Below are 23,843 nucleotides of genomic sequence, written 5' to 3'. Positions count from 1 at the left end.
ATTGCCACTATTGGCTAATTCGCTTCTTCAAGATGTGCCTCGCCGTGCGCAGGGCTGCAGTTGTATTCCGCCTCAGGGGTTCGAGCACATCCGGGATCAATACATACCCCCGCTCGTCCACCATCTCCAGTTGAAGGCTCAGGCTCATGGCGATATGCTCCGACCCGGCAGGAGTACACATGTACTCCTGCCCGTTATCCCTTAACGCCAGTTAAGGCTCACGGTCGTAGGGGCCTTGCCGTTAACAGTCACCATTTGCTGCACCGTCTGCCCTTGAGCGTTACCGGTGACTTTGTATTTGCCAGGCGGCAACTGCACATACAGCAGCGGCCCGGCATCCATGACGCTGAGCACGGGCTGCCCCTGGGCGTTCTGGATATCGATATTGGCCCCGCTCTGGAACTTGCCTTCCGGCCCCGTGGAAAGCTCTACGTGCAAGTCGTAACCTGGGGTTTTGCGCAGGGCGTTGGCCTCATCCTGGCCGATGCCTCCCTGCAGAAAGCGCACGCCGTTCTGTTCCTGTGGTTGTAACTGAACGGCCTGCATATCGATGGGGGCATTGAGGTTGGCGGCGGCTGCCAAGGTCCATGGCATGGCAAAAGCGACCAGCAGTGCCGCACCGAGGGCATAGTGATGGTTACGCATGGTACGACCCTCCTTCAGAGGATGGCTTACCTAGTATCTGATCCTTCAGGCGTATCGGTGTTCGTGCCGATGTGTGGTTACCCTCGTGATATTCGGCACTAACGCATGAAGCGAACGTAAATTTATATAAATATCAGGATGTTGTACGCGCTTCTTCAAGAAGTTTTACAAACATGCTCAAGCTGCGCGATACCGTGCCCCGCCGCCACACCAGCCAGGTTTTCAGGTAGCGGAAATCCTCCGACATCGGCCACGCACTGACGGTGCTGCACCCGGGCATATTGTCGAGCATGCTGCGCGGCATCATGGCCAGGCCTGCGCCAGCGCTGACGCAGGCCAGCATGCCGTGGTAAGACTCCATCTCGTGGATCTTGCCCGGCACCGCCTGGTCCTGCACGAACCAGTTTTCAAAGTGATGGCGGTAGGAGCAGTTGGCACGGAAGGCGTAGATGCTCTCCCCGTTCACGTCCTGTGCACGGGTAACCGGGGCATGGTTGAGCGGCGCGATCACCATCATCTCTTCCTCGAACACAGGCATGCCCTCCAGTGTCGGGTGCAGCACCGGGCCATCGACGAACGCCGCCACCAGGCGACCAGACAACACGCCTTCCAGCATCGTGCCCGAAGGGCCGGTAGACAGGTCCAGGTCGACCTTGGGATAGCGCTGGTTGTAGGCCGCCAGCAGCGCCGGGATGCGCACGGCCGCGGTGCTTTCCAGTGAGCCCAGGGCGAAGGTGCCCTGCGGGTCTTCACCGGCCACGGTCAAACGCGCCTCGTGAACCAGGTCGAGAATGCGCCGTGTGTATTCGAGAAAATTCCAACCGGCAGGCGACAGGCGCAGGCGGCTCTTTTCGCGAATGAACAGTTCAACGCCGAGGTCTTCCTCCAGCTGCTTGATGCGTGTGGTCAGGTTCGACGGCACCCGATGGATGTGCTGCGCGGCGGCACTGATGCTGCCTTGCTCTGCCACGGCCTTGAACATCTCCAGTTGCACCAGGTCCACAGTCTTTCTCCAAACGTGAATGTTTCACTCATTATTATTCAGTTTTCATTAAAGCCATAGCCCACTAGTCTGGCGTCACTGATTAACAACAAAGAGAGTGTCCGCCATGAGCGCGATCAGCAGCCTGACCCACGCCATCTCCCTCGACCCGTACAGCGGCGAGCAGATCGGCGCCTACCCGTTCGACACCGACGCCGCACTGGAAGCGGCGCTGCAGCGTGCCAAGGTTGGCTACCGCCAGTGGCGCCAAGTGTCGCTGGGTCAGCGCAGCGAGTACCTGCTCGCCCTGGCCAGCACCCTCGAAGCCAAAGCCGAAGCCTTCGCCCAGATGATCAGCCGCGAAATCGGCAAGCCAGTCGCCCAGGCCCGTGGCGAAGTCAGCAAGTGCGTTGGCCTGTGCCGTTGGTACGCCGAGCACGGCCCGGCCATGCTCGCGCCTGAGCCTACCCAGGTTGAAAAAGCCCGTATCGAATACCGTCCACTTGGCCCGATCCTGGCCGTGATGCCCTGGAACTTCCCGGTCTGGCAGGTATTGCGCGGCGCCGTGCCGGCGATCCTGGCGGGTAACACGTATGTACTCAAGCATGCGCCGAACGTGATGGGCAGCGCCTACCTGCTGGGCGAGCTGTTCAAGGATGCCGGGCTGCCAGAGGGCGTGTTCGAAGTGCTGAACGTGACCCCGGATGGCGTCACCCGCGCCATCAACGACACGCGCATTGCCGCCGTGACCCTGACCGGCAGCGTACGTGCCGGCATGGCGATCGGTGCCCAGGCCGGTGCCGCGCTGAAGAAGTGCGTGCTGGAGCTGGGTGGTTCCGACCCGTTCATCGTGTTGGCCGACGCCGACCTGGATGCCGCCGTCAAGGCTGCGGTCATCGGCCGCTACCAGAACACCGGCCAGGTCTGCGCCGCGGCCAAGCGTCTGATCGTCGAAGAAAGCATCGTTGACGAATTCACCCGCAAGTTCGTTGAAGCCACCCGTGAACTGAAAGTGGGCAACCCACTGGACGACGACACCTACATTGGCCCTATGGCCCGTTACGACCTGCGCGATGAGCTGGACGGCCAGGTGCAAGCGACCCTCGCCGAAGGCGCCACCCTGCTGCTGGGCGGCAACAAAGTCGAGGGCGTGGCCAACTTCTACGCGCCGACCGTGTTCGCCAACGTCACGCCGGGCATGACGGCGTTCAAGCAGGAGCTGTTCGGGCCGGTGGCCGCGATCATCACTGCCCGTGATGCCGACCATGCGGTGGAGCTGGCAAACGATAGCGAGTTCGGCCTGGCCGCAACCATCTACACCGCCGATTATGCGCTGGCTGAGCGCATGACCGCAGCACTGGATACCGGTGGCGTGTTCATCAACGGTTACTGCGCTTCGGACCCCCGCGTGGCGTTTGGCGGTGTGAAGAAGAGCGGTTTCGGGCGTGAGCTTTCGCACTTTGGTGTGCGTGAGTTCACCAATGCCCAGACTGTCTGGCTGGACCGTAACTGATTGTGTAAATGGGGGCCGCTTTGCGGCCCCCAACAATCTCAATCGCGAACCTGGTCCTTGACCCAGTCCAGCATCCCTCCCGGCACGATCAACTCATGCCGCGCCCGCGAACAGGCGGTGTACAACCCCGCCAGCATCCGCGCCCGCTCATTGCGGTTACCCGCCACCTGAGGCGCCACCATCAGCTCCGGCGACACCATCACCCGGGCGAATTCCATGTTCTTCACATCCCTTACCCGCCCCAGGAACAACTTGGGTGCCTTGTCCCAACGGTAACGGCTCTTGGCCTTGGCAAAGTGCTCAGGCGTGTAGCCCTTGCGCAGCATGTTGGCCACGGCAACGAAGGCCTTGTCATCGCCCTTGTCCTGCTCCAACGCCTGCCAGCTGGCATAGCGGAACAGCATCGGGTGCCGGGGCCGCGTGCCGTAACGGTACAACTCGATGCAGTCTTCGACGAACAATTCGAAGTCCTTGCGCGCGCTTTTGAGCAGCACGAACGGCACGCCCTGGTGTGTCAGACGCTGGAACCAGCCAAACAGGCCCCATTCGTCATCGACGATCAGCGCCGTGGGCTGTTCCGGCACCGTCACGGCATCGAAGAAGCTGACCCGGGTGTAGTGCTCGGCGCTGCCACTGAAAGCGGCCTGAATCGAGGCCGGGTGCGCCTGAATCAGCGGGTTCAGCACGTTGTCCATCGCCGGCCCGGCACGCAGCGAATGGTCGATGCAGCGCTGGCGAATAAAACCGCCATGGTGCGGACTCAGACCGTTGAGGTTCTGCAGCTCGTCCCCCAGGGCAATGATCGACTGCGGGCTGCGATCAAGCACGGCAAGCATCGGTGCGGACAGCTCGTGGGATTCGTCGACGATGACGTGGGTATAACGGCTGTCGATCACATAGTCGGTCAGTGACAGCAGCTTTACCCGGTGGTAGTCGCGCACCGGTAGCTGGATTTCTCGTGCCGACGGGCGAATCAGTTCCTGCCAGTACGACCTCGCCTTTTCCAGCAGCACCTCTTGGTCCAGCGGCGAGGTGCCCGGCCCGGCCCATGGCAAATGGTGCAATTGCAGCTGGGTGTCGGCGCTGTGGCAGAACGTGCGCACGGCGCGCACGCACAAGGCAACCACATCGCGTGCAGCAACTGGGCCGATGTCGGGAATGGCCAGCCAGCGCACCACCTGTGCGTCCTGCGGGCGCCACGACAGCTTGGTACGGTACGGGTCGCGCAAACGCCAGCCATTGCTGGTGAGGTCGCGGTTCAGCAGCTCGTCTGCCAGCTGGCCGAAGGTCATCGCGGTGTAGGCGGCAGCGTCCTTCACCCGCGCCTGCAGGGCGCGCAACTGGCCCTCGGTCAGTGCCAGCAGCAACGTGCGCTGTGGCTCCAGCAGCCGGGCGAACTGGTGAATCAGGAAGGTTTTGCCGGTGCCGGCGAAGCCTTGCACGGCCACCGACTCGTCTATGCCACTGAGAAACTCGCGCAGCAGGCGGTTTTGCTGATCGCTGAGCATCAGGTCACTGGCCAGGGACGGCAAGTACACCGGGTGCAGCGGTGTGGCCCGCTGGCGGTAGGTGTCGGCGAACTGGAAGCTCCACTGGCCTTCGGCATCCAGCAGCTCGTCTGCGGTGTACTCCACCTCGGCCGACAACAGGGCAATGCCGTTTTCACCCAGCATGCCAAGGCCCATGGCAAAAGCTTCGCGATCGAAGTGCTGCGCCACCTGGCCCTGGAAACGCCCGGGCGCGACGCTTTCGACTTCGTTGGCGATGCGCACGATTCCGGCGAAACGGCGCTCTTGCGCGTCCGCCGATGCGGTGCCGGGCTGGCGTGGGAGGTTTTGCACGAACAGCACTGCGGCGGCGTCGAGCACGCTGGCAGTGGTGAAAAAGTCAGTGTTGGGTTCGCTGGCGAGGCGATCGGCCTGGTCGCTGGGCAAAGGCAGGTAAAACATCGGCACCTCGGGTGGAAACAGGGCGGCACGATAGCAACTTTCGGTAGGGAATGCTGGGTTTAACCCCTGCGCCGCTTCAACGTCTCGCTGGGAAACTCCTTGAACAACTGTTTGTAACTCTCTGAAAACCTTCCCAAATGCCAAAATGACCAGCGCATCGCTACTTCGGCGACCGTTACGCCACCACCGCGCAACAAGTCGCGCCGCGCACCGTTCAGCCTGCGCAACCGCAGCCACTGCGCCGGCGGCATGCCGGTAAATGCCTTGAACGCCTGCTGCAACTGACGCAGGGAAACCCCGGCAACCCCCGCCAACTCCATCAGGTTTAGCGTCTCTTCCGGGCAGTCGGCCGCCCATTCGCTGACCCGGCGCATGATCGCGCGCTCTTCGTCACGGCGCCCCAACGCCACACCCTGCAAGCGCTGACAGGCATTGTCGAGAATGAACAGGCAGTCCTCCAGCAATTGCTCGGCCAAGGCCTGCCCCTGCAGCCGGCAATCCGCGTCGCCCAGGCGCGTCAGCGTGGCGCTCAGCCAGCTACCGAACAAGGCATTCTGCCCGCTGCCCAATGGCACCATGAATAAACCTTCGAGGCGCTGCGGGTCCAGCCCATGGCGGGCCAGAAAGGCCTGATCGAACACCACCGCCACCTCCTGGTAGTTCTCCGGCGTGATCCAGATATTGCGGCTTTGCTCGTTCAGCAGGTACAGGCTGTTCTCGCTACGGTCGAAGCAGAACGCCAGCGAACCGCTCGGCGCGCGGAAAAACTGCTCCACCCGGGTATTCAGCCGCTCTTCGTACACCTCCACGCCATCGAGCCCCAGGCAACGCAGTTCACCGCTGAAATGCCCGGGTGACATCTGCCGATACTGTTGCTGCCAGCCAGGGGTGGCGCGCACTTGCTCGGTAACGTCGGTGGTATGAAAAGCCTGGACCTGCAACGCATTGGCGGTTGTCACGCATTGTCCTGTATGCACTCTTTTGGTGCATTCATTGCTGAAGAAAGTGGATAGATTGCCTCGGGGGGCTGCGACCAAGATAGTCTCCAGCGCGTCACCTGGGAAGCGTGATGCCCCGGAAACCCTGAGACGGCTTTCTCGGGCTTACGCGTTCCCACACTAAAACCCAACCAAGAGGTCTGTATGAACGCCCCCTTCGATCAGCTGTACACCTGGCTGAAAGAACACCGCATCACCGAAGTCGAATGCGTGATCAGCGACTTGACCGGCATCGCCCGTGGCAAGATCGCGCCCACCGCCAAGTTCCTCCATGAACGTGGCATGCGCCTGCCAGAAAGCGTGCTGCTGCAGACGGTCACCGGCGACTACGTTGACGATGACATCTACTACAACCTGCTCGACGCCGCCGACATCGACATGGTCTGCCGCCCCGACCCAAGCGCTGTGTACCAGATCCCGTGGGCGATCGAGCCGACTGCGATCGTGATCCACGACACCTTCGACAAACAAGGCAACCCCATTGAGCTGTCGCCGCGCAACGTGCTGAAGAAGGTGCTCAAGCTGTACGCCGACAAAGGCTGGCAGCCGATCGTCGCGCCGGAAATGGAGTTTTACCTGACCAAGCGCTGCGAAGACCCGGACTTGCCACTGCAGGTCCCGCTGGGGCGCTCTGGCCGTGCCGAAAGCGGCCGTCAGTCGTTCTCGATCGATGCCGCCAACGAATTCGACCCGCTGTTCGAAGACGTCTACGACTGGTGCGAGATCCAGGGCCTGGACCTGGATACGCTGATTCACGAAGACGGCCCGGCGCAGATGGAGATCAACTTCCGCCACGGAGACGCGCTGGACCTGGCCGACCAGATCACCGTGTTCAAGCGCACCATGCGTGAGGCAGCCCTCAAGCACAACGTCGCCGCTACCTTCATGGCCAAGCCGATCACCGACGAGCCGGGCAGCGCCATGCACCTGCACCAAAGCGTGGTGGACATCGCCACCGGCAAGCCGATTTTCGCCAATGAAGACGGCAGCATGAGCCCGCTGTTCCTGCACCACATCGGCGGCTTGCAGAAGTACATCCCCAAGCTGCTGCCGATGTTCGCGCCCAACGTCAACTCGTTCCGCCGCTTCCTGCCGGACACCTCGGCACCGGTCAACGTCGAGTGGGGCGAAGAAAACCGCACCGCGGGCTTGCGTGTGCCCACGTCCAGCCCCGAGGCGATGCGCGTGGAAAACCGCCTGCCGGGTGCGGATGCCAACCCGTACCTGGCGATTGCCGCCAGCCTGCTGTGCGGCTATCTGGGCATGGTCGAGCAAATCGACCCCAGCGCGCCGGTACAAGGCCGTGCCTACGAACGGCGCAACCTGCGCTTGCCGATCACCATCGAGGATGCGCTGCAGCACATGGAAGACTGCGAAACCGTGCAGCAGTACCTGGGCAAGCAGTTCGTCCAGGGCTACGTGGCGGTCAAGCGGGCCGAGCACGAGAACTACAAGCGCGTGATCAGCTCGTGGGAGCGCGAGTTCCTGATGCTCAGCGTTTGACCCACACAGGGGGGGCTTGAAGCCCCCTGCACCGAATTCGAAGAACAAGACCAACGAGGTGTCCCCATGCGTCATCTGCAAGCCCTGATACCCGCTGCATTCACCCTGCTGTTCGCCACCACCACCCACGCCACCCCTTCGGTCAGCGTGTACAACTGGACCGACTACATTGGTGACACCACCCTGGCCGACTTCCAGGCCAGCAGCGGGATCAAGGTGGTGTATGACGTGTTCGACTCCAACGAAACCCTCGAAGGCAAACTGCTGGCCGGGCGCACCGGTTATGACGTGGTGGTGCCGTCGAACCACTTCCTCGCCCGCCAGGCCCAGGCCGGTGCTTTCTTGCCGCTGGACCGCAGCAAACTGCCGAACTGGCAGCACCTGGACCCCAAGCTGCTCAAACAGCTTGAACAGAACGACCCAGGTAACCAGTACGCGGTGCCTTACCTGTGGGGTACCAATGGCATCGGCTACAACGTCGATAAGGTCAAGGCGGCTCTAGGCGTGGACCATATCGACTCGTGGGCGGTGCTGTTCGAGCCGGAAAACCTCAAAAAGCTCAAACAGTGCGGCGTGGCCTTCATGGACTCGCCCGATGAACTGTTCCCGGCTGTCCTCAACTACCTGGGCATGGACCCGCGCAGCGAAAAACCGGCCGACTACGCCAAGGCCGAAGCCCGCCTGCTGGAGCTGCGCCCCTACATCACGTACTTCCATTCATCCAAATACGTCTCCGACCTGGCCAATGGCGATGTCTGCGTGGCCTTCGGCTACTCCGGCGACGTGTTCCAGGCCGCCAACCGTGCCGTGGAAGCGAAGAACGGCGTGAAAGTGGCCTACAGCATTCCCAAGGAAGGCAGCAACCTGTGGTTCGACCTGCTGGCCATCCCCAAGGACGCCAGCAACCCCGAGCAGGCCCTGGCATTCATCAACTACCTGCTCGACCCCAAAGTGATCGCCAAGGTCAGCGCAACCGTCGGCTATGCCAATGCCAACCCGGACGCCAAGGCCTACATGGATGCATCGCTGGTCGGCAATCCCGAAATCTACCCACCCCAGGACGTGCTGGACAAACTGTACATCTCCAGCACCCCGAGCCCGAAGATCATGCGCGTCATGACCCGCTCCTGGAGCAAGATCAAGTCCAACCGCTGAGTCGAGAACGCCCATGTCTTTCACTACTCAACACGCCGCTTCGTACTACGCCGCCACGGCGCGCGATGCGGCCCCCTACCCCAGCCTGGACGGCGAACTGACGGCTGACGTATGCGTGGTCGGCGGCGGGCTGACCGGGGTCAATACCGCCCTGGAGCTCGCCGAGCGTGGCCTTTCGGTGGTGCTGCTGGAAGGCCGGCGCATCGGCTGGGGCGCCAGTGGGCGCAATGGCGGCCAGCTGATTCGCGGTATTGGCCACGATGTCAGCGGTTTCGCCCGGCATGTTGGCCAGGACGGCGTGCGTTACCTGAAGCAGGCCGGCATCGATTCGGTGGCGCTGGTGGCCGAGCGTATCGCCCGCTACGGTATTGCCTGCGACCTGCGGTGGGGTTTCTGCGAGCTGGCCAATACACCTGCCCAGTTCGCTGCCTTCAAGGATGAACAGGACGACCTCGCGGCGCTGGGCTATCGCCATGCAACACGCCTGGTCGGTGCGGGGCAGTTGAACGAGATTGTCGCCAGCGACCAGTACGCCGGCGGCCTGGTCGACATGGGCTCGGGCCACTTGCACCCCCTCGACTTGGTCCAGGGCGAAGCCCGTGCCGCGCACGGCCTGGGTGTGCGCATTTTCGAGCAGAGCCCGGTATTGCGCATCGAACACGGACCTTGCGTCACCCTGCACACGGCTCGCGGCAAGGTGCGGGCCAGTAGCCTGGTACTCGGCTGTAACGCCCACCTCGACGAGCTGGAGCCGCGACTGAGCGGCAAGGTGCTGCCAGCCGGCAGTTACGTGGTGGCCACCGAACCATTGCCCGAAGCACTGGCCCGCAGCCTGATTCCGCAGAACATGGCACTGTGCGACCAGAAGGTCGGCCTGGACTACTACCGCCTCACCGCCGACCGCCGCCTGCTGTTTGGCGGCGCCTGCCACTACTCCGGGCGCGACCCCAAGGACATCGCGGCCTATATGCGGCCCAAGGTGCTGAAAGTGTTCCCCCAGCTGGCCAATGTGCGCATCGATTTTCAGTGGGGCGGCATGATCGGCATCACCGCCAACCGCTTCCCCCAGGTTGGGCGCCTGAGCCACCACCCGAACGTATACTACGCCCAAGGCTACTCCGGGCATGGGCTGAACGTGACGCACTGGACGGCGAAACTGCTGGCCGAAAGTATCGCCCTCGGCCATAGCCATGGCCTGGATGTGTTCAGCGCCGTGCCACACCTGACCTTCCCCGGCGGCAAGGCACTGCGCTCGCCGCTACTGGCACTGGGCATGTTGTGGTACCGGTTGCGCGAAGCGTTGGGGTGAGTCCAGCACATGAATTGCGGCGCCAGACAGACCAGGCACCGCAATTCATTGTCCAGATTGAACGCCCCCACTGGCCAACTGCCGCGCACCTGCTAGCGTTGTTCTGGCCGACCTCTCATGGATGCACCTCCATCATGAAATCACTGCCTCGCATTACCCTGTTGTGCGCCGCGCTGCTTGCCGTGGCCGCCTGCTCCAGCAAAAGCGTGGACCCCAAGGACTATTCCGGCTTCCTCAAGGATTACAGCCGCCTGCAGGAAGCCAAGAGCCCTTCGGGTGACCCGGTGATGCGCTGGATCGACCCCAACGTTAACGTCAACCAGTACAGCCAGGTGTTCATCGAGCCCAGCCAGTTCTACCCCAAGCCACAGCCAACGGCGGTGATTTCGCAGCAGACGCTGCAAGAAATCACGCGTTACTTCAATGAAGCCTTGCGCCGTGAAATGGGCAGCGTGATACCGCTGGCCAAGGGGCCAGGCCCGGGAGTGATCGTGGTGCGCCCCGCCATTACAGCGGTGTCGACCAGCAACGAAGGCCTGAAGCCTTACGAAGTCATCCCTATCGCACTGATTTCGGCGGGCGTGAACACGGCCATGGGTGGCCGTGATCAGGAAGTGGATGTCGGCGTGGAGGCAGCGTTCCTTGATGGTGCCAGCCAGAAGGTGCTGGCCCAGGTGGTGCGCAAAGGCACGGGGCAGGAACTGGAGAACGATACCCAGAAGCTGACCTTGAATGACGTAAAGCCAGTGCTGGATGGTTGGGCGAAGGACATGCGTGCCAGCTTCCTGGCAGCGAAGCAGAAGGCTCGTTAAGTTTAGGGCCGCTTTGCGGCCCTAAACCTGATCTAGCCTGTTAGCACTCTACGAATGCAACCGCCAAACCGCCACGCGAAGTTTCCTTGTAATTGGCATGCATATCCGCCCCGGTATCCCGCATGGTGCGGATCACCCGGTCAAGCGAGATGAAGTGCTCGCCATCCCCACGCAACGCCATCTGTACGGCGTTGATCGCCTTTACCGCAGCAATCGCATTGCGCTCGATGCACGGCACCTGCACCAGGCCACCGACCGGATCGCAGGTCAGCCCGAGGTTGTGCTCCAGCGCAATTTCGGCGGCGTTCTCAAGTTGTGGCGGGGTCGCACCCAGCACCTGGGCCAGGCCGGCAGCGGCCATCGAACACGCTGAGCCCACCTCGCCCTGGCAACCGACTTCGGCGCCGGAGATCGACGCGTTTTTCTTGCACAGAATACCAACTGCTGCGGCGCCGAGCAGGAAGTCCACCACATCCGCGTCATTGGCACTGGGGTTGAACTTCATATAATAGTGCAGCACCGCCGGGATAATGCCCGCCGCACCGTTGGTTGGTGCAGTGACCATGCGCCCACCGGCAGCATTCTCTTCATTGACCGCCAGGGCGAACAGGTTCACCCACTCCATGGCGCTGAGGGTCGAGCCAATCACGTTGGGCTTGCCCAGTTCCTGCAAGCTACGATGCAAACGCGCGGCGCGGCGCTTGACATGCAGCCCACCCGGCAGAATGCCTTCGTTGCGCAGGCCGTTCTGAACACACTCCTGCATGGCCGCCCAGATACGCAGCAAGCCTTCACGCACTTCGGCTTCCGGGCGCCAGGCACGTTCGTTGGCCATCATCAGTTGCGCAACGCTCAAACCGTGGGTTTTACACAAGGTCAGCAGCTGGGCCGCACTGTCGAACTCATACGGCAAGATCACTGCGTTGCTTTCGGCGGCAGGGGCATCGATTTCGGCCTGCTCGACGATAAACCCACCGCCCACTGAATAGTAGGTCTGGCACAGCAGGCTGCCCTGCCCGTCCAGCGCCTCCAGGCTCATGGCATTGGGGTGATAAGGCAGGTTTTCGTCGAGCAGCAACATGTCACGGCCATACTCGAAGACCAGCGGGTGGCTGCCATCCAATATCAGGCAACGCTCCTGCAGCACCTGGCTGATACGCGAATCGATGGTGGCCGGGTCGATCCGGTCTGGCCATTGGCCCATCAGGCCCAGCAAGCAGGCGCGGTCGGTGGCATGGCCAACCCCGGTAGCCGACAGCGAGCCATACAACCGCACTTCAACGCGCGTCACCCGCGTCAGCACCCCCTGCTCACGCAGGGCCTGGGCGAACGTCGCTGCTGCCCGCATCGGGCCGACGGTGTGAGAGCTGGACGGCCCGATGCCGATTTTGAAAAGGTCGAAAACACTGATAGCCATGCTAATGCCTGACCGTACCCTGAGATGAATCCACGGCACGGTTATCTGAAGAAATTGAGCGGTATTGCGATTTTGCGCGATACTGACGCGCTCATTCACGAATGACCAACGAATCTTTCTAAGCAAGGCTTTAGTGGTACTAAACGATGCGACGACAACTCAATGGTCAGGTGTTCGTCTGGCTGCATGTATTCGCCTGCGCAGCCCGGCACCTGTCCTTCACCCGCTGCGCCGAAGAGCTGCACATCACCCCAGGTGCTGTCAGCCAGCAGATGCGCCAGCTGGAAGAACGCCTGGGTTACCGGCTGTTCCTGCGTCGGGCACGCGGTGTGGAGCTGAGCGCCGAAGGGCAACGCCTGGCCCAGACAGTGGCAGAAGCCTACGGCAGCATCGAGGCCGAATTGTTGCGCCTGGATGCCGGAGAAATCCGCGGCACCTTGCGGGTGCGCTCGATCCCGTCTTTTTTGGCCAAATGGCTTACCCCGCGCCTGCCGCGCTTTCAGCAGCGTTACCCGGACATCGAGCTGCGCCTGGTGGCCGAGGACAGTGCCCAGGCATTGACCCCAGGCGATTTCGACCTGGCTATCGACCTGAACGATGGCAGCTACCCTGGCATGCTCTCGACACCGCTGCTGGACGAGCAGATCTTTCCGGTGTGCTCACCTACCCTGCTACGCGGGCGCCCGCCGCTGCATGGGCCGGCAGACCTGGCGCACTACCCACTGCTGCACGACATCACGGCGTGGCGTGGCAGTTCGGAGTATGCGGAGTGGGAGTTCTACCTGGAGGGTATTGGCGCCGCTGGCCTGGATGTGCGGCGTGGGCACACTTTCAACCGCAACCACCTGACCATCGAAGCGGCCATCGCCGGTATCGGCGTAGCGATCGCCCGTCGCACACTGTTGAATGACGAGCTGGAGCGCGGCGCATTGATCGTGCCGTTCGGCGTTCCGATCGCCAACCACAAACGCTACGTGGTGCATTACCCGCCAGGCGGGCTGAACCAGCCTGGGGCGCGGGCGGTGCATGACTGGCTGGTGGAGGAAGCGCGAGGATTCCGGGAATTGCACCCGCTAAACAAGGAATAGCCAGCCTGTACGCTCCTACAAGGGTCTCGCCAGCTTTATGACTAGTAAGCCTGCTTGCCGGTAAAGGCGTTCAGGGTACGCACCAGAATCACGAAGTCCAGCCACAGCGACCAGTTGTTGATGTACTCGATGTCCGAGTCCACCCGCTGGATCATCTGCTCGATATCCTTGGTCTCTCCCCTGAAGCCACGTACTTGGGCCAAGCCGGTCATGCCTGGTTTGATGTTGTGGCGGGCGAAGTAATCAACGATGTCCTGCGAATACAAGGTGTCATGCTGCAACGCATGCGGTCGCGGCCCGACCAGCGACATTTCCCCGGTCAGTACATTGAACAACTGCGGCAATTCATCCAGGCTGGTGCGTCGAATGAAGGCGCCAATCTTGGTGAGCCGCGGGTCATCCTTCTGTGCCTGCTTGACCACACCACCTTCGGGCTGGTGGACATGCATGCTCCTGAATTTCCAGATCCGGAACGATTCCCCGGTCCAGCCCGTGCGTTCCTGGCGGAAGAACACCGGCCCGGGGCTGGTGAGTTTGATGGCCAGTGCAACCGTCAGCAACACAGGCGAAGCGCACAGTAGAATCACCGCTGCCAGCACCCTGTCCTCAAGGTTTTTCAGGAAAAGGCTCATGCCCGTCAGGGGCGTTTCCGACAAGGTCAGCACAGGAATCCCGGCAATTTCCCGCACACTGTGGTTGATCAGGCGCAACGAAAAGATATCCGGCACCCAGTTCACCGCGATGCACTTGTCGAGCAACTTGAAGTACACATCGTTGATGACCTCGGAGCCACCGAGCGGCGTGACCAGGTAAACGGTGCGTATGCCATGCTGGGCGACGATTTCATCCAGGTCTGCAATGTGCCCCAGCACAGGCAGGCGCTGCTTGCCCTCGCCGTTGTCACGCCCCTGGCCGTCGCCCTTGTCGAGCAGTACGCACCCCAATACCCGTTCACCAAACCAGGGGTTGTTGCTGATTTTCTGATAAAGAAAATTCGCCAGGTCGCCGTCGCCGATAATCAGCGCGTTATCCAGGCGTGCATGGGCGGTAAAACGCTTTTGCAGTTCACGAACGGCAAAGTGCAGGAATAACTGCGCGATGTAGCCAATGATGAACAACTGCACCACCAACAAACGCGAGTACGTTTCACTCTGCTTGGTCAGGAAGGCCATGACCACGAGAAAACAGAACGTTGCCGACCAGGCCTTGAACAGGCGGAAGGCTTTGATCGAAAGCCCGACATTGGTGCGGTAGATCGCATAATGGTCGTAAATGACGGCCAGTGCGCCAATCAGCAACAGCAGCATGATTACATAATCGGAGGTAATGTAACCAAACTGGTCGTAGATGAGATACCAGGCAATACCGGTGACTGCAATGCCATCGAGCCCTGCCTGAATGGCGTTACTTACGCTGCTTCTTCTTTGGAGTAAGGAACGACTGCTTCTGGGTTCGAAAACCATTTCAGACCTCATCTGTGTCAGCGTAGCCAGTGCCTTCCATCAAGCATCAAGTCTTGAAAACAGCGTGTACAACGCCAGATAAGCAGCCCCCAAGCCACTGCTCTCACTGTAGCAGCCACCCGCCATCAGCGCGGATTTTGGCCGATTCATACAGTGCCCCTGGCCGAATCGGCTGCCTTGCGGTAAAGCAGCGTGCGCAGCAAGAACAGCGGGTTGCCCACTACATAACGCATGAACAGACGTTTTGGCTCGCGCAACAGCCGGTAGGCCCACTCTCCCCCCAGCCGCCTTAGCCAAGGCGGTGCCCGGCTGACCTTGCCGCCGAGAAAGTCCAGAATTGCCCCACCACACACGATCAGGCACGGCCCGCCAACGGCTGCCAGCCTGGCCGCCACCGCCTCCTGTTTGGGCATGCCCATGCCCAGAACGATCAGCTCGGGTTGTTGCTCACGGGCCAGCTGCAGGTAGGTTTCGAGGCTGGCGAAGCCGTCATGTACCGACACGGGTACTACACCAAAATCGGTTTCACACCGCTGCACAGCCTGATTCAGGTAGGGTTGTCGGGTGCCCCAGAATGCGACCTTGCGCCCACGGTATGCGGCCATGAGCCTGGGAATGAAGTCAGTCCCGTTCATGTTAAGCCCGGGTGCCAGGCCCAGACGCCGATACAGGATGGCCATGCCGGAGCCGTCGCGCAGCAACACGTCGGCTGCCGACAGTGCCTGGCAGTAGGCGCCGTCACGGACCACCAGGTTCATCGCATGGGCATTGACGAAGCCCAGCACGGTCGCGGCTTGCGGGGCTGCCAGCCTGTCGAGCAGGCGCTGTGCCGCGCCGCTGTCGGGCACCACCTCGAGCGCATCGATTATGCGTTGCCAGCGATTCTGCCATTGCCACAGTGCCATCAGTCATCATCCCGTTTTGAGCGCACCCACTCAACCTGGCGCTTGATCAGGAACCCAAGGTACAAAGGGATTTTCTTTGCCGCGTAGAACGGTGCGTAAAGCAAGACGGAAAACGGGATCAGCTCACGGCAGAAGCGCGCCCAAGCCAGCAAAACCGCAAGGCTGAGCATGGCCAAGGCTATCAGGGCGATCCACGCTGGCGCGGCAACATCGAACAGCAAGTACGCCAGCCAGGCCACCAGATTGAGCCCCAGCAGGGTCAGTACCAACAACGCCAAAGGCGGTACCAGCAAGTCGAGGGTCATCGCCAGCAGGCTACCATTGCCTTGGGTCACGGCGGCCAACGCACGCTTGGGCGCATCGGCCAGCATCAAGCCCAGGTGGCCATGCTCCCAGCGGGTGCGCTGGCTGTTCAGGCCTTGCTGGCTGGCAGGAAACTGACTGGTGACCAATGCCTCAGGGCAGAACACGGGAGGCTTGCCCTGCTGACACAGGTCCAGGCCCAGTTTCACGTCCTCTACCAGGTGCCCATTGGCAAGGTTGATCAAGGTCAGGTCGTGCCAACCGAATGCCATGCCCGCCCCCATCAGTTGACAGGGCAAGCCCAGCCGCGCCCAGCCACGCGGGCGCACCAGGTTTTTTACCCGCCAGGCAAACTCGGCGACTTGCACTTTCAGCCCGGTACCCACGGGCGCACGCATCAGGTACAGCGCCTGTACCGGCCGCCGGGTCTGGTGATAACGACGCGCCAGGCAGTCAATTGCCCCCTCACCCACCTGGCAATCGGCATCCACCACAATCACCACCTCGGGTGGCTGTTCGGCCAGGTGACGCACGCCGAAGTCCAGCGCATAGCCTTTGCCACGCAACACCGCGTCGAAGCGTTCCACCACCTCGGCGCCGGCGTCGCGGGCCAGCTGCGCCGTATCATCGGTGCAGTTGTCTGCCACCACCAGCAAGCGGTCACCGTCAAGCAATTGCGGGGCAATGCTCGCCAGCGTTGCACGAATGATCGCAGCCTCATCGTGGGCAGGTACCAGCACCGCCACCCGGGGGCGCAGACTATGGCCCAGGTACTGCGAGCGTGGTGGCAGACACGCCAGCAGCATCTGTACAAAAAAAATCGACACAGGCACAAGGACGATGAACGTCAGCAGGCCCAGCGACCAACTCAATACACTTATCATGCGGATGCCTTGAAGTAAGCGGCCAGCCGGGCCGCTTCGGTGTCGATATCATGCCGCTGCAGCACACGCTGGTAGGCTGCCTCGCCCATGCGCTGCAATACGTCGGCCGGTTGGCACAGGCAATCCGCCATGGCTTCAGCCAGCTCGTCGACGGCGCCAGCGGGGAAAAGCCAGCCGTTCTCACCCGGGCGCACCAGCTCGGGGATGCCCGCCACATAGGTAGTCAGCACGGGCCGGCGCAATGCCATGGCCTCCATGATCACCACCGGCAGGCCTTCGGCGAAGCTGGGCAATACCAGCGCACGGGCGGCGAGGATTTCTTCGCGCACCTGTGCACTGCTGATCCAGCCAGTGATGCGCACGTGCTGCTGCAGGCCATGCCGGGCAATCAGGGCCTCGATCTGCTGGCGCATTTCACCGTCACCCGCCAACACCAGTTCGAAGTCAATCGACTGTGCAGCAAGCTGACGCGCCGCCTCAAGCAACAGCAGCTGGCCTTTCTGCTCACACAGGCGCCCCACGCAAACAAACCGTGCTACTGACGGTACATCGACCGGCGCCACCTCATGGAAACCCCGCTCCAGGCCGCAATGCACCACCTTTACCTTGGGCCAATGCTCGTGCGCCACCCAGCGGAACAGCTGGCTGCGCCCGTAGGAACTGACCGCTGCGACAAAGGCGGCTCGCCGCACCTTTTCGCCCATGTGCAGGAACTGCGGTTTGTCGAACTCTTCCGGTCCATGCACGGTAAAACTGTAGGCCGGTCCGCCCAGTTGGTTGGTCAGCATGACCACCTCGGTGGAGTTGGTGCCGAAATGGGCATGCACGTGTTTCGCCTCACTGGCCTGTAGCCACTGCAGCACCAGGCAAGCTTCGGCCAGGTAGACCAAGTGGTAGGGCCAGGCGCGGTCGGCGCGCAGGCCAAGGCGCATGGCCAGCCACAGGGCCTGGAAGAACCGCCCGGGTTGTGCTCGCAGCACCTGTAACGTGGGCCTCAGCAAGCCCTTTACACCAGCCCGCAGCACATAGCGGGTCTTGTCGCGCTCGGCCGTATCCTCGGCATCCTGCAACTCGGCGTCCCATCCCCGCAGGGCGATGCGTTGCACCTCTACGCCCTGACGCTCCAGCGCCAGGATCTCGCGGCGGATGAAACTGTGGCTGACCTTCGGGTACTGATTGATGAAGTAAGCAATGCGCATACGAATCCAGATCCCAACCCGCTTGATGACCGGCCTGCCCTGGCAACCTTCACTTCAGGCTGTCGACTACCGGTGGTCTGTCTACTGCCGATGCACTCAAAGCAAATGCATCCCCCTGTTTTCCTTGTAGTCCAAGGTTGTGACCGCTGCCCGGCAATGCGGCCTGCAGGCGAATAAAAACATCGTCGAGCAGCGCCTGGCGGCGGCGGTACATCGCGCGCTTTTTGGCCGGGATGTCCTGCTCGGCCCGTTGTGCCGGTGCCAAGGGGATAGTGAAGAAGTCGTCGCGGTTCGACGCCGTAGCGCCATTTTCCTGCCAGATGACGTCGTAATTGGCCGCCAGATCCTGGGCCTTGTCGCTGCCAAAGTACGGGTGGCGATGGTGCCGGCAGGCATCGCTGACGGCATACAGGTGCGCAACGCCCAGCATGCGTGCCAGGCACTTCAACGCTTCGAGCAGCAGGCTGCGCGGGCGCAGCCCCTCGAAGTCCTTGGTCAGGTCACGGTAGATGGCCAGCGAGGTGTCACTGTCGATGCCCTTGTGAATGCCTTGGACGGCACCGATGAACATCGACAGCCCCCCCTGATCACGGCACAGGCTAAACGCCAACGACGCCACGCGCAGGTCGCCCTGGAACAGGTTCAGTACCAGTTCACCTTCGCGCTTGAACCAGATCGGCCGGTCCAGCACCAGGCGGCAGCCCGGCGAATAACTGGCCAGCTCGCACAGCGTCAGGCTTTCGTCCCGCCCCAGTAGCAACAGCGCCGGAAACTGCCCGGCCAGCACTTCAAAGTGCGAAGCCACCACCTCCAGGCGCTGCGGGGCCTCCCAGCATTTGCTGAGGTAAGGCCACTGCACCACGCCGATGCAATCCACACCCAGCCGCTGCAGCCCCTGCTGGCCCAGCGCCGCCGTCATGCGCTGCATGAAGGCATTCAGCTCAGGCCATTGCCTGACAATCTCTCGGGTCAACTTGTACTTGTTGTTCAATGCCCGCAACGAGTAGCCCGGTTGCAGGGTAAACACGCTTTTGACGAGGGCGCCGAGCATCATGGGGTTTCTCACTTGTACTCGATCAAAGCCGATTTGCCGGCCGCGAAGCGGTGGCGCATGAATTTCAGCTGGCCGAGCATTTCCGGGAACTTGCCCAGCACCAGGAACACCGCCTGCAGCCAGTTCTCGCGCGCCGATTTGGCACCACGACGGGCCAGGCGCACAGCCTGAAGCGGATAAACCAATAGCAGTAACAGGCCCCAGCCACCCAGCAGCAGGCAAGCCAGCACAATCACAACAGGAATGCCCAAACCCCACAGCCAGGCCCGGCGTGACTCGCGTATCCAGTGCTGCTCTGGCGGCTGCCCATGCAGGTAAGCCCCCTCGGCATAGGCATGGCCGGCCCGCAGGCTGCGCCGCCACCATTGGCTGAAGCGGGTCATGGCCGCGTCGTGCAGGGTCATCTCGGCGTCCAGGCGCCAGACTTTCCAGCCATTGCCTCGCAAGCGCACGCACAGCTCGGGCTCCTCGCCAGCGATCAGGTCAGCGCGGAAGCCGCCAGCGCCAGCGAAGGCGTCTGCGCGCATCAACGCATCGCCGCCACAAGCCTTGGCTTCACCGATGGGGGTGTCCCATTCCAGATCGCACAACAGGTTGTACACCGATCGTTCCGGGAAGCGCTCACGGCGGCGGCCGCACACCACTGCCACCTCGGGATGGTGGTCGAGAAATGCCTGCGCCGTAGCCAGCCAGCGGGCATCCACCTCGCAGTCACCATCGACGAACTGCACCAGCTGCATCGACGGCAACAGCCGCTGCAAGGCGCTAAAGCCTTCGTTGCGGGCGCGCGCGGCAGTGAACGGAACACGCATGTCCAACGCCAGAACCTCCACCCCCAGGCTGCGGGCCAGCTGCGGCGAACCGTCGGTGGAGCCCGAGTCGACGTACATGACCTTGCCCACACCCTGCATCAGCGAACGCAGGCAACGCTCCAGGCGTGTGCCTTCATTGCGGCCGATGACCACCACACCGATTACCGTTGCCATAAGCCTCACTCAACGGGCGCGGTGCTAGCCGGCTGCCTGGTCTTGATGGTGGCCGGCACCCCTACCGCCAACGAGTTGTCCGGCACATCCACCAGTACCACGGCATTGGCGCCGATGATCACGTTGTTGCCTATACGAATACTCCCCAGCACCTTGGCGCCGGTGCCGACATCGACGTTGTTGCCGAACACCGGGGCAATCGGCTCGTCGACATTTTTCAAGCCCACCACCACGCCGTTGCGGATGCGGCAATCATCGCCAAAGCGGGCATAGCCGCTGACAACGATGCCGCCAAAATGGTCGATGACGAAGTTGCGGCCAATCACCACTTCGCACGGCAGTTCGATGCCGGTGATGATTTGCACGAATTTGAACAGCACCTTGTAGATCAACGAGCACAGCTTGCGCAGCAGCGCCGGGCGCACGGTATAGCGCCAGCGGCCAAAGCGATACACCAGCAGTACCCAGAACCCCTGGGCGCCCCAGTCACCGCCGTGGGCCCGCAGGTCAGCACGAATATTCTCGAACATGGCTCCACCTACCTTGTCGCCTGGCTGGCGTACCGGGTCTTGAACAACAATGACCAGGTTGCCTGGCAATGACGCCAGCAGGCCTGTATCGCGCCCCAGCCGCGTCGTTTCAACAGCGCCTTGAGTGCCAGCACCAGGTCACCCAAGGTGACCAGCAGCATGTGCAGGGCTAGCCCCGCCAGCCCGTGGTGCTTGCGGAAGTACAGCAACTCGCTTTCGATCTGGTACGCCGAGATCTGCCGGCTTGCCGCCTCCAGCTCGGCCACCGATTTGGAGCTTTCACCCCCGATGTGCACCACGGTTGTATGCGGATAGAACACCACTTTCCAGCCCGCCTCCTTCACCCGCTTGCAGTGGTCCACCTCTTCGTAATAAAGGAAGTAGCGAGGGTCGAACAGGCCTACCTTGTCCAGCACTTCGCGGCGTACCAGGTAGAAGCAGCCGGGCAACCAGTCACACTCGCGAACCGATGCGTGGTCCCAGTTCATTTCGTCGACCATTTTCAGCCCGGGGAAAAACCGCCCCAACCCGGTACGCGCGACAAAAACGTTGAGCGGTGTGGGGAAGTAGCGGCAACTGGGCTGCAGGTCACCGTCTCGGCCCTCAAGGCGCACCCCCAGCACACCGCACTCCGGGTGGGCCTCCATGTAGTCGAGGGTTTTCTGCAAGGAGTCGGCGGCGACAAAGGCATCGGTATTGAGTAGCAAGGCGTACTTGCCCTTCAGGTGTGCCAGCAGCTGGTTGTTGGCCCGGCCGAAGCCCACATTCTGTTTGTTGCTCAACAGCAGTGCTTCGGGACACACCTGGGCCATGCGCTGCACCGAGTCATCGCGTGATGCATTGTCCACCACCAGGTAGCTGGCCAGCCGCTCGCCGTCGGCGCGGCGCAGGGCGTCGAACATCGGCTGTAGCAGCCCGGCGGTATTGAAGTTGACCACCATGACATCCACAGGTTTGCTAGCCATTTTTGCTGTCCCCGAAGAAATACTGACGCCTTTGCGCCATCAACAGCGGCTCCACTTCCGGGTCGTAGGCGCCATTGCGCTGCTTGACCAGGTCGATCCACGGGTACGCTTCGCAACGCGCCTCGACCCGTTTGATCAGCTGTTCGGTGGTACAGATGAATTCAGCCGGGTTGCCACCGTAGACTGTGCCAGGCGGTACATCCTTGGTCACTACCGCGCCGGCAGCCACGATCGATTCCGGCCCGATGGTCACACGGGGCATGATGATCGCACCGTGGCCGATGAAGCAGTTGTCCTTGATATCGATGAACCCGACTGAATCCAGGTGCTTGCCGAAGCGATGCTCGATCAGCAATACCACCCCGTCATGACCGATCAGCGTGCAGTCGGAAAGGCCCACACTGTTGCCAATGCGCACCAGCGACGGGTCGAGGAACTTGCAGCCTGTATTGACAAAGAAGTTGGTGCCGACCGAGTGAAAGTTGCCCCAACGGGTGAGGTAGGCGCCCCATTCAAGCCCTGAAGGCCTGCAGAACCGCCTGTAGAACGTGCCGCCCCGCCCGGTTGCATGTGCATAATGCGCCACTGCCTTGCGTATCCATCCCTTCATACTGCCTGGCCTCGCAATCAAATCCGTCTGGAATGTTCCTGAGGCGTTCCGGTCTCGTTCTTCTGGTTGCTGACCGCAGCGCACTCAACCCATGTACAACAAGCGTCACGCCACGGCGCCCCTGGCCGCCGTCATCTTGGCATTGAGGTGGTCGGCCAGCCGCACGGCAAACTGCAGCAGCGGCATGGTCGGGTTGGAGGCGCCGCCCTTGGCGAAAATACTGCTGCCGGCGATGTACAGGTTTTCGGTACCAAACACCTTGCAGTTGGTATCGACCACGCCGTACTGCGGCGAGGCGGCCATGCGCGTGGTGCCCATGTGATGGGCATGCGGGGCCATCTTCAGCGGGATCGACGTGTCGTAGACAAAGTCGTTGAGCTTGACGAAGCCCAGGTCCATGTTGGCGAACTGCTTGGCCAGCTCGCTGCCAATGCACTTGATGGTGTGCCGGTCATCGGCAGTCAGTGCCCAGTTGACATTGACCTTGGCAACGCCCAGTGCGTCCTTCTCGTCCAGCAGCGAAATACGGCTGTGCAGGTTCGGGAATTGCTCGATCATCGTACTGATCACGCCATCACCGGGGCAGCTGAACTTGGCAACGAACGCTACCTTGCTGGCGAAGCCCCAATCACAGGCCAGGTTTTCGAGAAAATGTTTGACCTCGGCGGTACGACCATAAGTTTGCACATCGGCCAGCAAGGCGGCGGTGACGTTGCCTTTGCCGGCCTTGTACTCATCGACGAAGGCATCGGTGGTGTAGTACTGGCGTGGCTCCGGGTCCTGCCCGGACTTGAGGATGAAGGTCCCCAGGTCGATGTTCAGGTGTTCCATGAAGCACCCGCCAACCAGCCCGTCCTTGTTCACCACGCCCGCGCCCACCAAGGTCTCACTGTTGAGCAATTGCCGGGCATTCTCGATGGCACCGGTGGCCAGAATGAAGTTGCCTGCCACCAGGCGCTGCCGATTGCGTTCGTAGTCGGACAGGATCACGGCGGCCAGGTGCCCGGACGCCTTGTCGAACTCCAGGTCCACGCAGTTGCAATTGATGAACACGTCCAGGCCTTTGGTCTGTTCGAGGGCCGTGGCGTATTTCTGCGCAAAGCGCGTGGGTGTGCTCAGCAGGAAACGATCGGGTTCGAAATCGCCGCCTTTGAGGCCGGTATTCATCGCACGAAAATCCGACCCGGCCGGCAGGTCTACGATCTCCATGGCTGCAGGCAGGTAACCCTCGATCTCCGAATAGGCGATGGGCCAGCCAGGCAGGTCGCCTGGCGGGGAGATAGAAAAGTCGGAGGGCGTGAAGGGGCGACAACGGCCGGCCCAATGGTTGGAAGTGCCGCCCAGGTAACGCAGGCGGGTTTCCTCGGCGTACAGTTCAAGGCCCGTGGACGCGCAAGCATACAAGCCTTGCGAGTGCGGCGCATACTCACGCCCGCCGCCCTCGGCGAGCAACACGCTCCAGCCCGCAGCGGCCAAGCGCAGGCCCAGGGTAATACCTGCCGGGCCGGCGCCAATGATGCAAAAATCGTAATGATCGCGCAGCGCCTTCTGCTGCTGATAGTCCTTGATCATG

Annotated in this window: 21 protein-coding genes; 6 read left to right on the top strand and 15 right to left on the bottom strand. The window is 61.8% G+C overall.

Annotated features, from left to right (window positions below):
* Positions 1-201 precede the first annotated feature (201 nt).
* Both B9A31_RS21980 and B9A31_RS21975 read right to left on the bottom strand, forming a co-directional pair.
* Positions 202-645: a hypothetical protein gene (locus B9A31_RS21980; RefSeq protein ID WP_019096264.1), complete on the bottom strand. Its 444-nt coding sequence runs from the start codon at positions 643-645 to the stop codon at positions 202-204.
* A 133-nt stretch (positions 646-778) separates the two neighbouring features.
* On the bottom strand, positions 779-1,648 hold the full coding sequence (locus tag B9A31_RS21975) for a putrescine utilization regulator PtrR (protein WP_019096265.1): 870 nt from the start codon (positions 1,646-1,648) through the stop codon (positions 779-781).
* 106 nt (positions 1,649-1,754) lie between these two features.
* On the opposite strand from B9A31_RS21975, the gene B9A31_RS21970 reads away from it, so the two are divergent.
* Positions 1,755-3,140 (top strand): aldehyde dehydrogenase family protein, encoded by a 1,386-nt coding sequence (locus B9A31_RS21970; RefSeq protein WP_019096266.1) that lies wholly within the window; start codon positions 1,755-1,757, stop codon positions 3,138-3,140.
* Positions 3,141-3,178: 38 nt separating this feature from the next.
* Here B9A31_RS21970 and B9A31_RS21965 read toward each other — a convergent pair whose 3' ends face one another.
* Both B9A31_RS21965 and B9A31_RS21960 read right to left on the bottom strand, forming a co-directional pair.
* Positions 3,179-5,089, bottom strand: coding sequence for an AAA family ATPase (locus tag B9A31_RS21965; protein ID WP_027609268.1), 1,911 nt, complete (start codon positions 5,087-5,089; stop codon positions 3,179-3,181).
* A 59-nt stretch (positions 5,090-5,148) separates the two neighbouring features.
* Positions 5,149-6,048: a helix-turn-helix domain-containing protein gene (locus B9A31_RS21960; protein WP_019096267.1), complete on the bottom strand. Its 900-nt coding sequence runs from the start codon at positions 6,046-6,048 to the stop codon at positions 5,149-5,151.
* 183 nt (positions 6,049-6,231) lie between these two features.
* Here B9A31_RS21960 and B9A31_RS21955 point away from each other — a divergent pair, with 183 nt between their 5' ends.
* The 4 genes from B9A31_RS21955 to B9A31_RS21940 all read left to right on the top strand — a co-directional run bounded on the left by B9A31_RS21955 (position 6,232) and on the right by B9A31_RS21940 (position 10,866).
* A complete protein-coding gene (locus B9A31_RS21955; protein WP_016715275.1) occupies positions 6,232-7,590 on the top strand; it encodes a glutamine synthetase family protein in 1,359 nt (452 codons plus the stop codon).
* Positions 7,591-7,656: 66 nt separating this feature from the next.
* Positions 7,657-8,745 carry a polyamine ABC transporter substrate-binding protein gene (locus tag B9A31_RS21950; RefSeq protein WP_027609269.1) on the top strand — a complete coding sequence of 363 codons (1,089 nt, stop codon included), beginning with the start codon at positions 7,657-7,659 and terminating at the stop codon, positions 8,743-8,745.
* A gap of 13 nt (positions 8,746-8,758) precedes the next feature.
* Positions 8,759-10,054 (top strand): NAD(P)/FAD-dependent oxidoreductase, encoded by a 1,296-nt coding sequence (locus B9A31_RS21945; RefSeq protein WP_084297363.1) that lies wholly within the window; start codon positions 8,759-8,761, stop codon positions 10,052-10,054.
* A 134-nt stretch (positions 10,055-10,188) separates the two neighbouring features.
* Entirely contained in the window at positions 10,189-10,866 is a 678-nt protein-coding gene (locus B9A31_RS21940; RefSeq protein ID WP_019096270.1) for a DUF3313 domain-containing protein, read from the top strand.
* Positions 10,867-10,906: 40 nt separating this feature from the next.
* Here the strand turns inward: B9A31_RS21940 and B9A31_RS21935 are convergent, their stop codons facing one another.
* Complete coding sequence (locus B9A31_RS21935) at positions 10,907-12,283, bottom strand: L-serine ammonia-lyase (RefSeq protein ID WP_084297362.1); 1,377 nt, start codon at positions 12,281-12,283, stop codon at positions 10,907-10,909.
* Positions 12,284-12,429: 146 nt separating this feature from the next.
* On the opposite strand from B9A31_RS21935, the gene B9A31_RS21930 reads away from it, so the two are divergent.
* Entirely contained in the window at positions 12,430-13,371 is a 942-nt protein-coding gene (locus B9A31_RS21930; protein WP_016715280.1) for a LysR substrate-binding domain-containing protein, read from the top strand.
* A 41-nt stretch (positions 13,372-13,412) separates the two neighbouring features.
* Here B9A31_RS21930 and B9A31_RS21925 read toward each other — a convergent pair whose 3' ends face one another.
* From B9A31_RS21925 to B9A31_RS21880, 10 genes are all read right to left on the bottom strand, one after another.
* Positions 13,413-14,834: an undecaprenyl-phosphate glucose phosphotransferase gene (locus B9A31_RS21925; RefSeq protein WP_019096272.1), complete on the bottom strand. Its 1,422-nt coding sequence runs from the start codon at positions 14,832-14,834 to the stop codon at positions 13,413-13,415.
* A 146-nt stretch (positions 14,835-14,980) separates the two neighbouring features.
* Positions 14,981-15,739, bottom strand: coding sequence for a WecB/TagA/CpsF family glycosyltransferase (locus B9A31_RS21920; RefSeq protein WP_019096273.1), 759 nt, complete (start codon positions 15,737-15,739; stop codon positions 14,981-14,983).
* Complete coding sequence (locus B9A31_RS21915; protein WP_025754145.1) at positions 15,739-16,926, bottom strand: glycosyltransferase family 2 protein; 1,188 nt, start codon at positions 16,924-16,926, stop codon at positions 15,739-15,741. The genes B9A31_RS21920 and B9A31_RS21915 overlap by 1 nt, the downstream gene beginning before the upstream one ends.
* Positions 16,923-18,125: a glycosyltransferase gene (locus B9A31_RS21910; RefSeq protein ID WP_084297361.1), complete on the bottom strand. Its 1,203-nt coding sequence runs from the start codon at positions 18,123-18,125 to the stop codon at positions 16,923-16,925. Before B9A31_RS21910 ends, B9A31_RS21915 begins: the two co-directional genes overlap by 4 nt.
* 49 nt (positions 18,126-18,174) lie before the next feature.
* Entirely contained in the window at positions 18,175-19,179 is a 1,005-nt protein-coding gene (locus B9A31_RS21905; protein ID WP_027609271.1) for a VirK/YbjX family protein, read from the bottom strand.
* Positions 19,180-19,187: 8 nt separating this feature from the next.
* Positions 19,188-20,165: a glycosyltransferase family 2 protein gene (locus B9A31_RS21900; protein ID WP_084297360.1), complete on the bottom strand. Its 978-nt coding sequence runs from the start codon at positions 20,163-20,165 to the stop codon at positions 19,188-19,190.
* A 5-nt stretch (positions 20,166-20,170) separates the two neighbouring features.
* Complete coding sequence (locus B9A31_RS21895) at positions 20,171-20,695, bottom strand: serine O-acetyltransferase (protein WP_019096278.1); 525 nt, start codon at positions 20,693-20,695, stop codon at positions 20,171-20,173.
* A gap of 8 nt (positions 20,696-20,703) precedes the next feature.
* The gene (locus B9A31_RS21890) at positions 20,704-21,660 is read right to left on the bottom strand and encodes a glycosyltransferase family 2 protein (protein ID WP_025754149.1); all 957 of its coding nucleotides are present in this window, start codon (positions 21,658-21,660) and stop codon (positions 20,704-20,706) included.
* On the bottom strand, positions 21,653-22,270 hold the full coding sequence (locus B9A31_RS21885; RefSeq protein WP_016715289.1) for an acyltransferase: 618 nt from the start codon (positions 22,268-22,270) through the stop codon (positions 21,653-21,655). Before B9A31_RS21885 ends, B9A31_RS21890 begins: the two co-directional genes overlap by 8 nt.
* 105 nt (positions 22,271-22,375) lie before the next feature.
* Positions 22,376-23,842: an FAD-dependent oxidoreductase gene (locus B9A31_RS21880; protein WP_025754150.1), complete on the bottom strand. Its 1,467-nt coding sequence runs from the start codon at positions 23,840-23,842 to the stop codon at positions 22,376-22,378.
* Between the last annotated feature and the right edge of the window lies 1 nt (position 23,843).

The organism is Pseudomonas sp. URIL14HWK12:I5 (assembly GCF_900176445.1).
Classification (GTDB): Bacteria; Pseudomonadota; Gammaproteobacteria; order Pseudomonadales; family Pseudomonadaceae; genus Aquipseudomonas; species Aquipseudomonas monteilii.
Note: the sequence above shows the minus strand (reverse complement) of the source record. Positions and strands in the feature narration are given on the sequence as shown.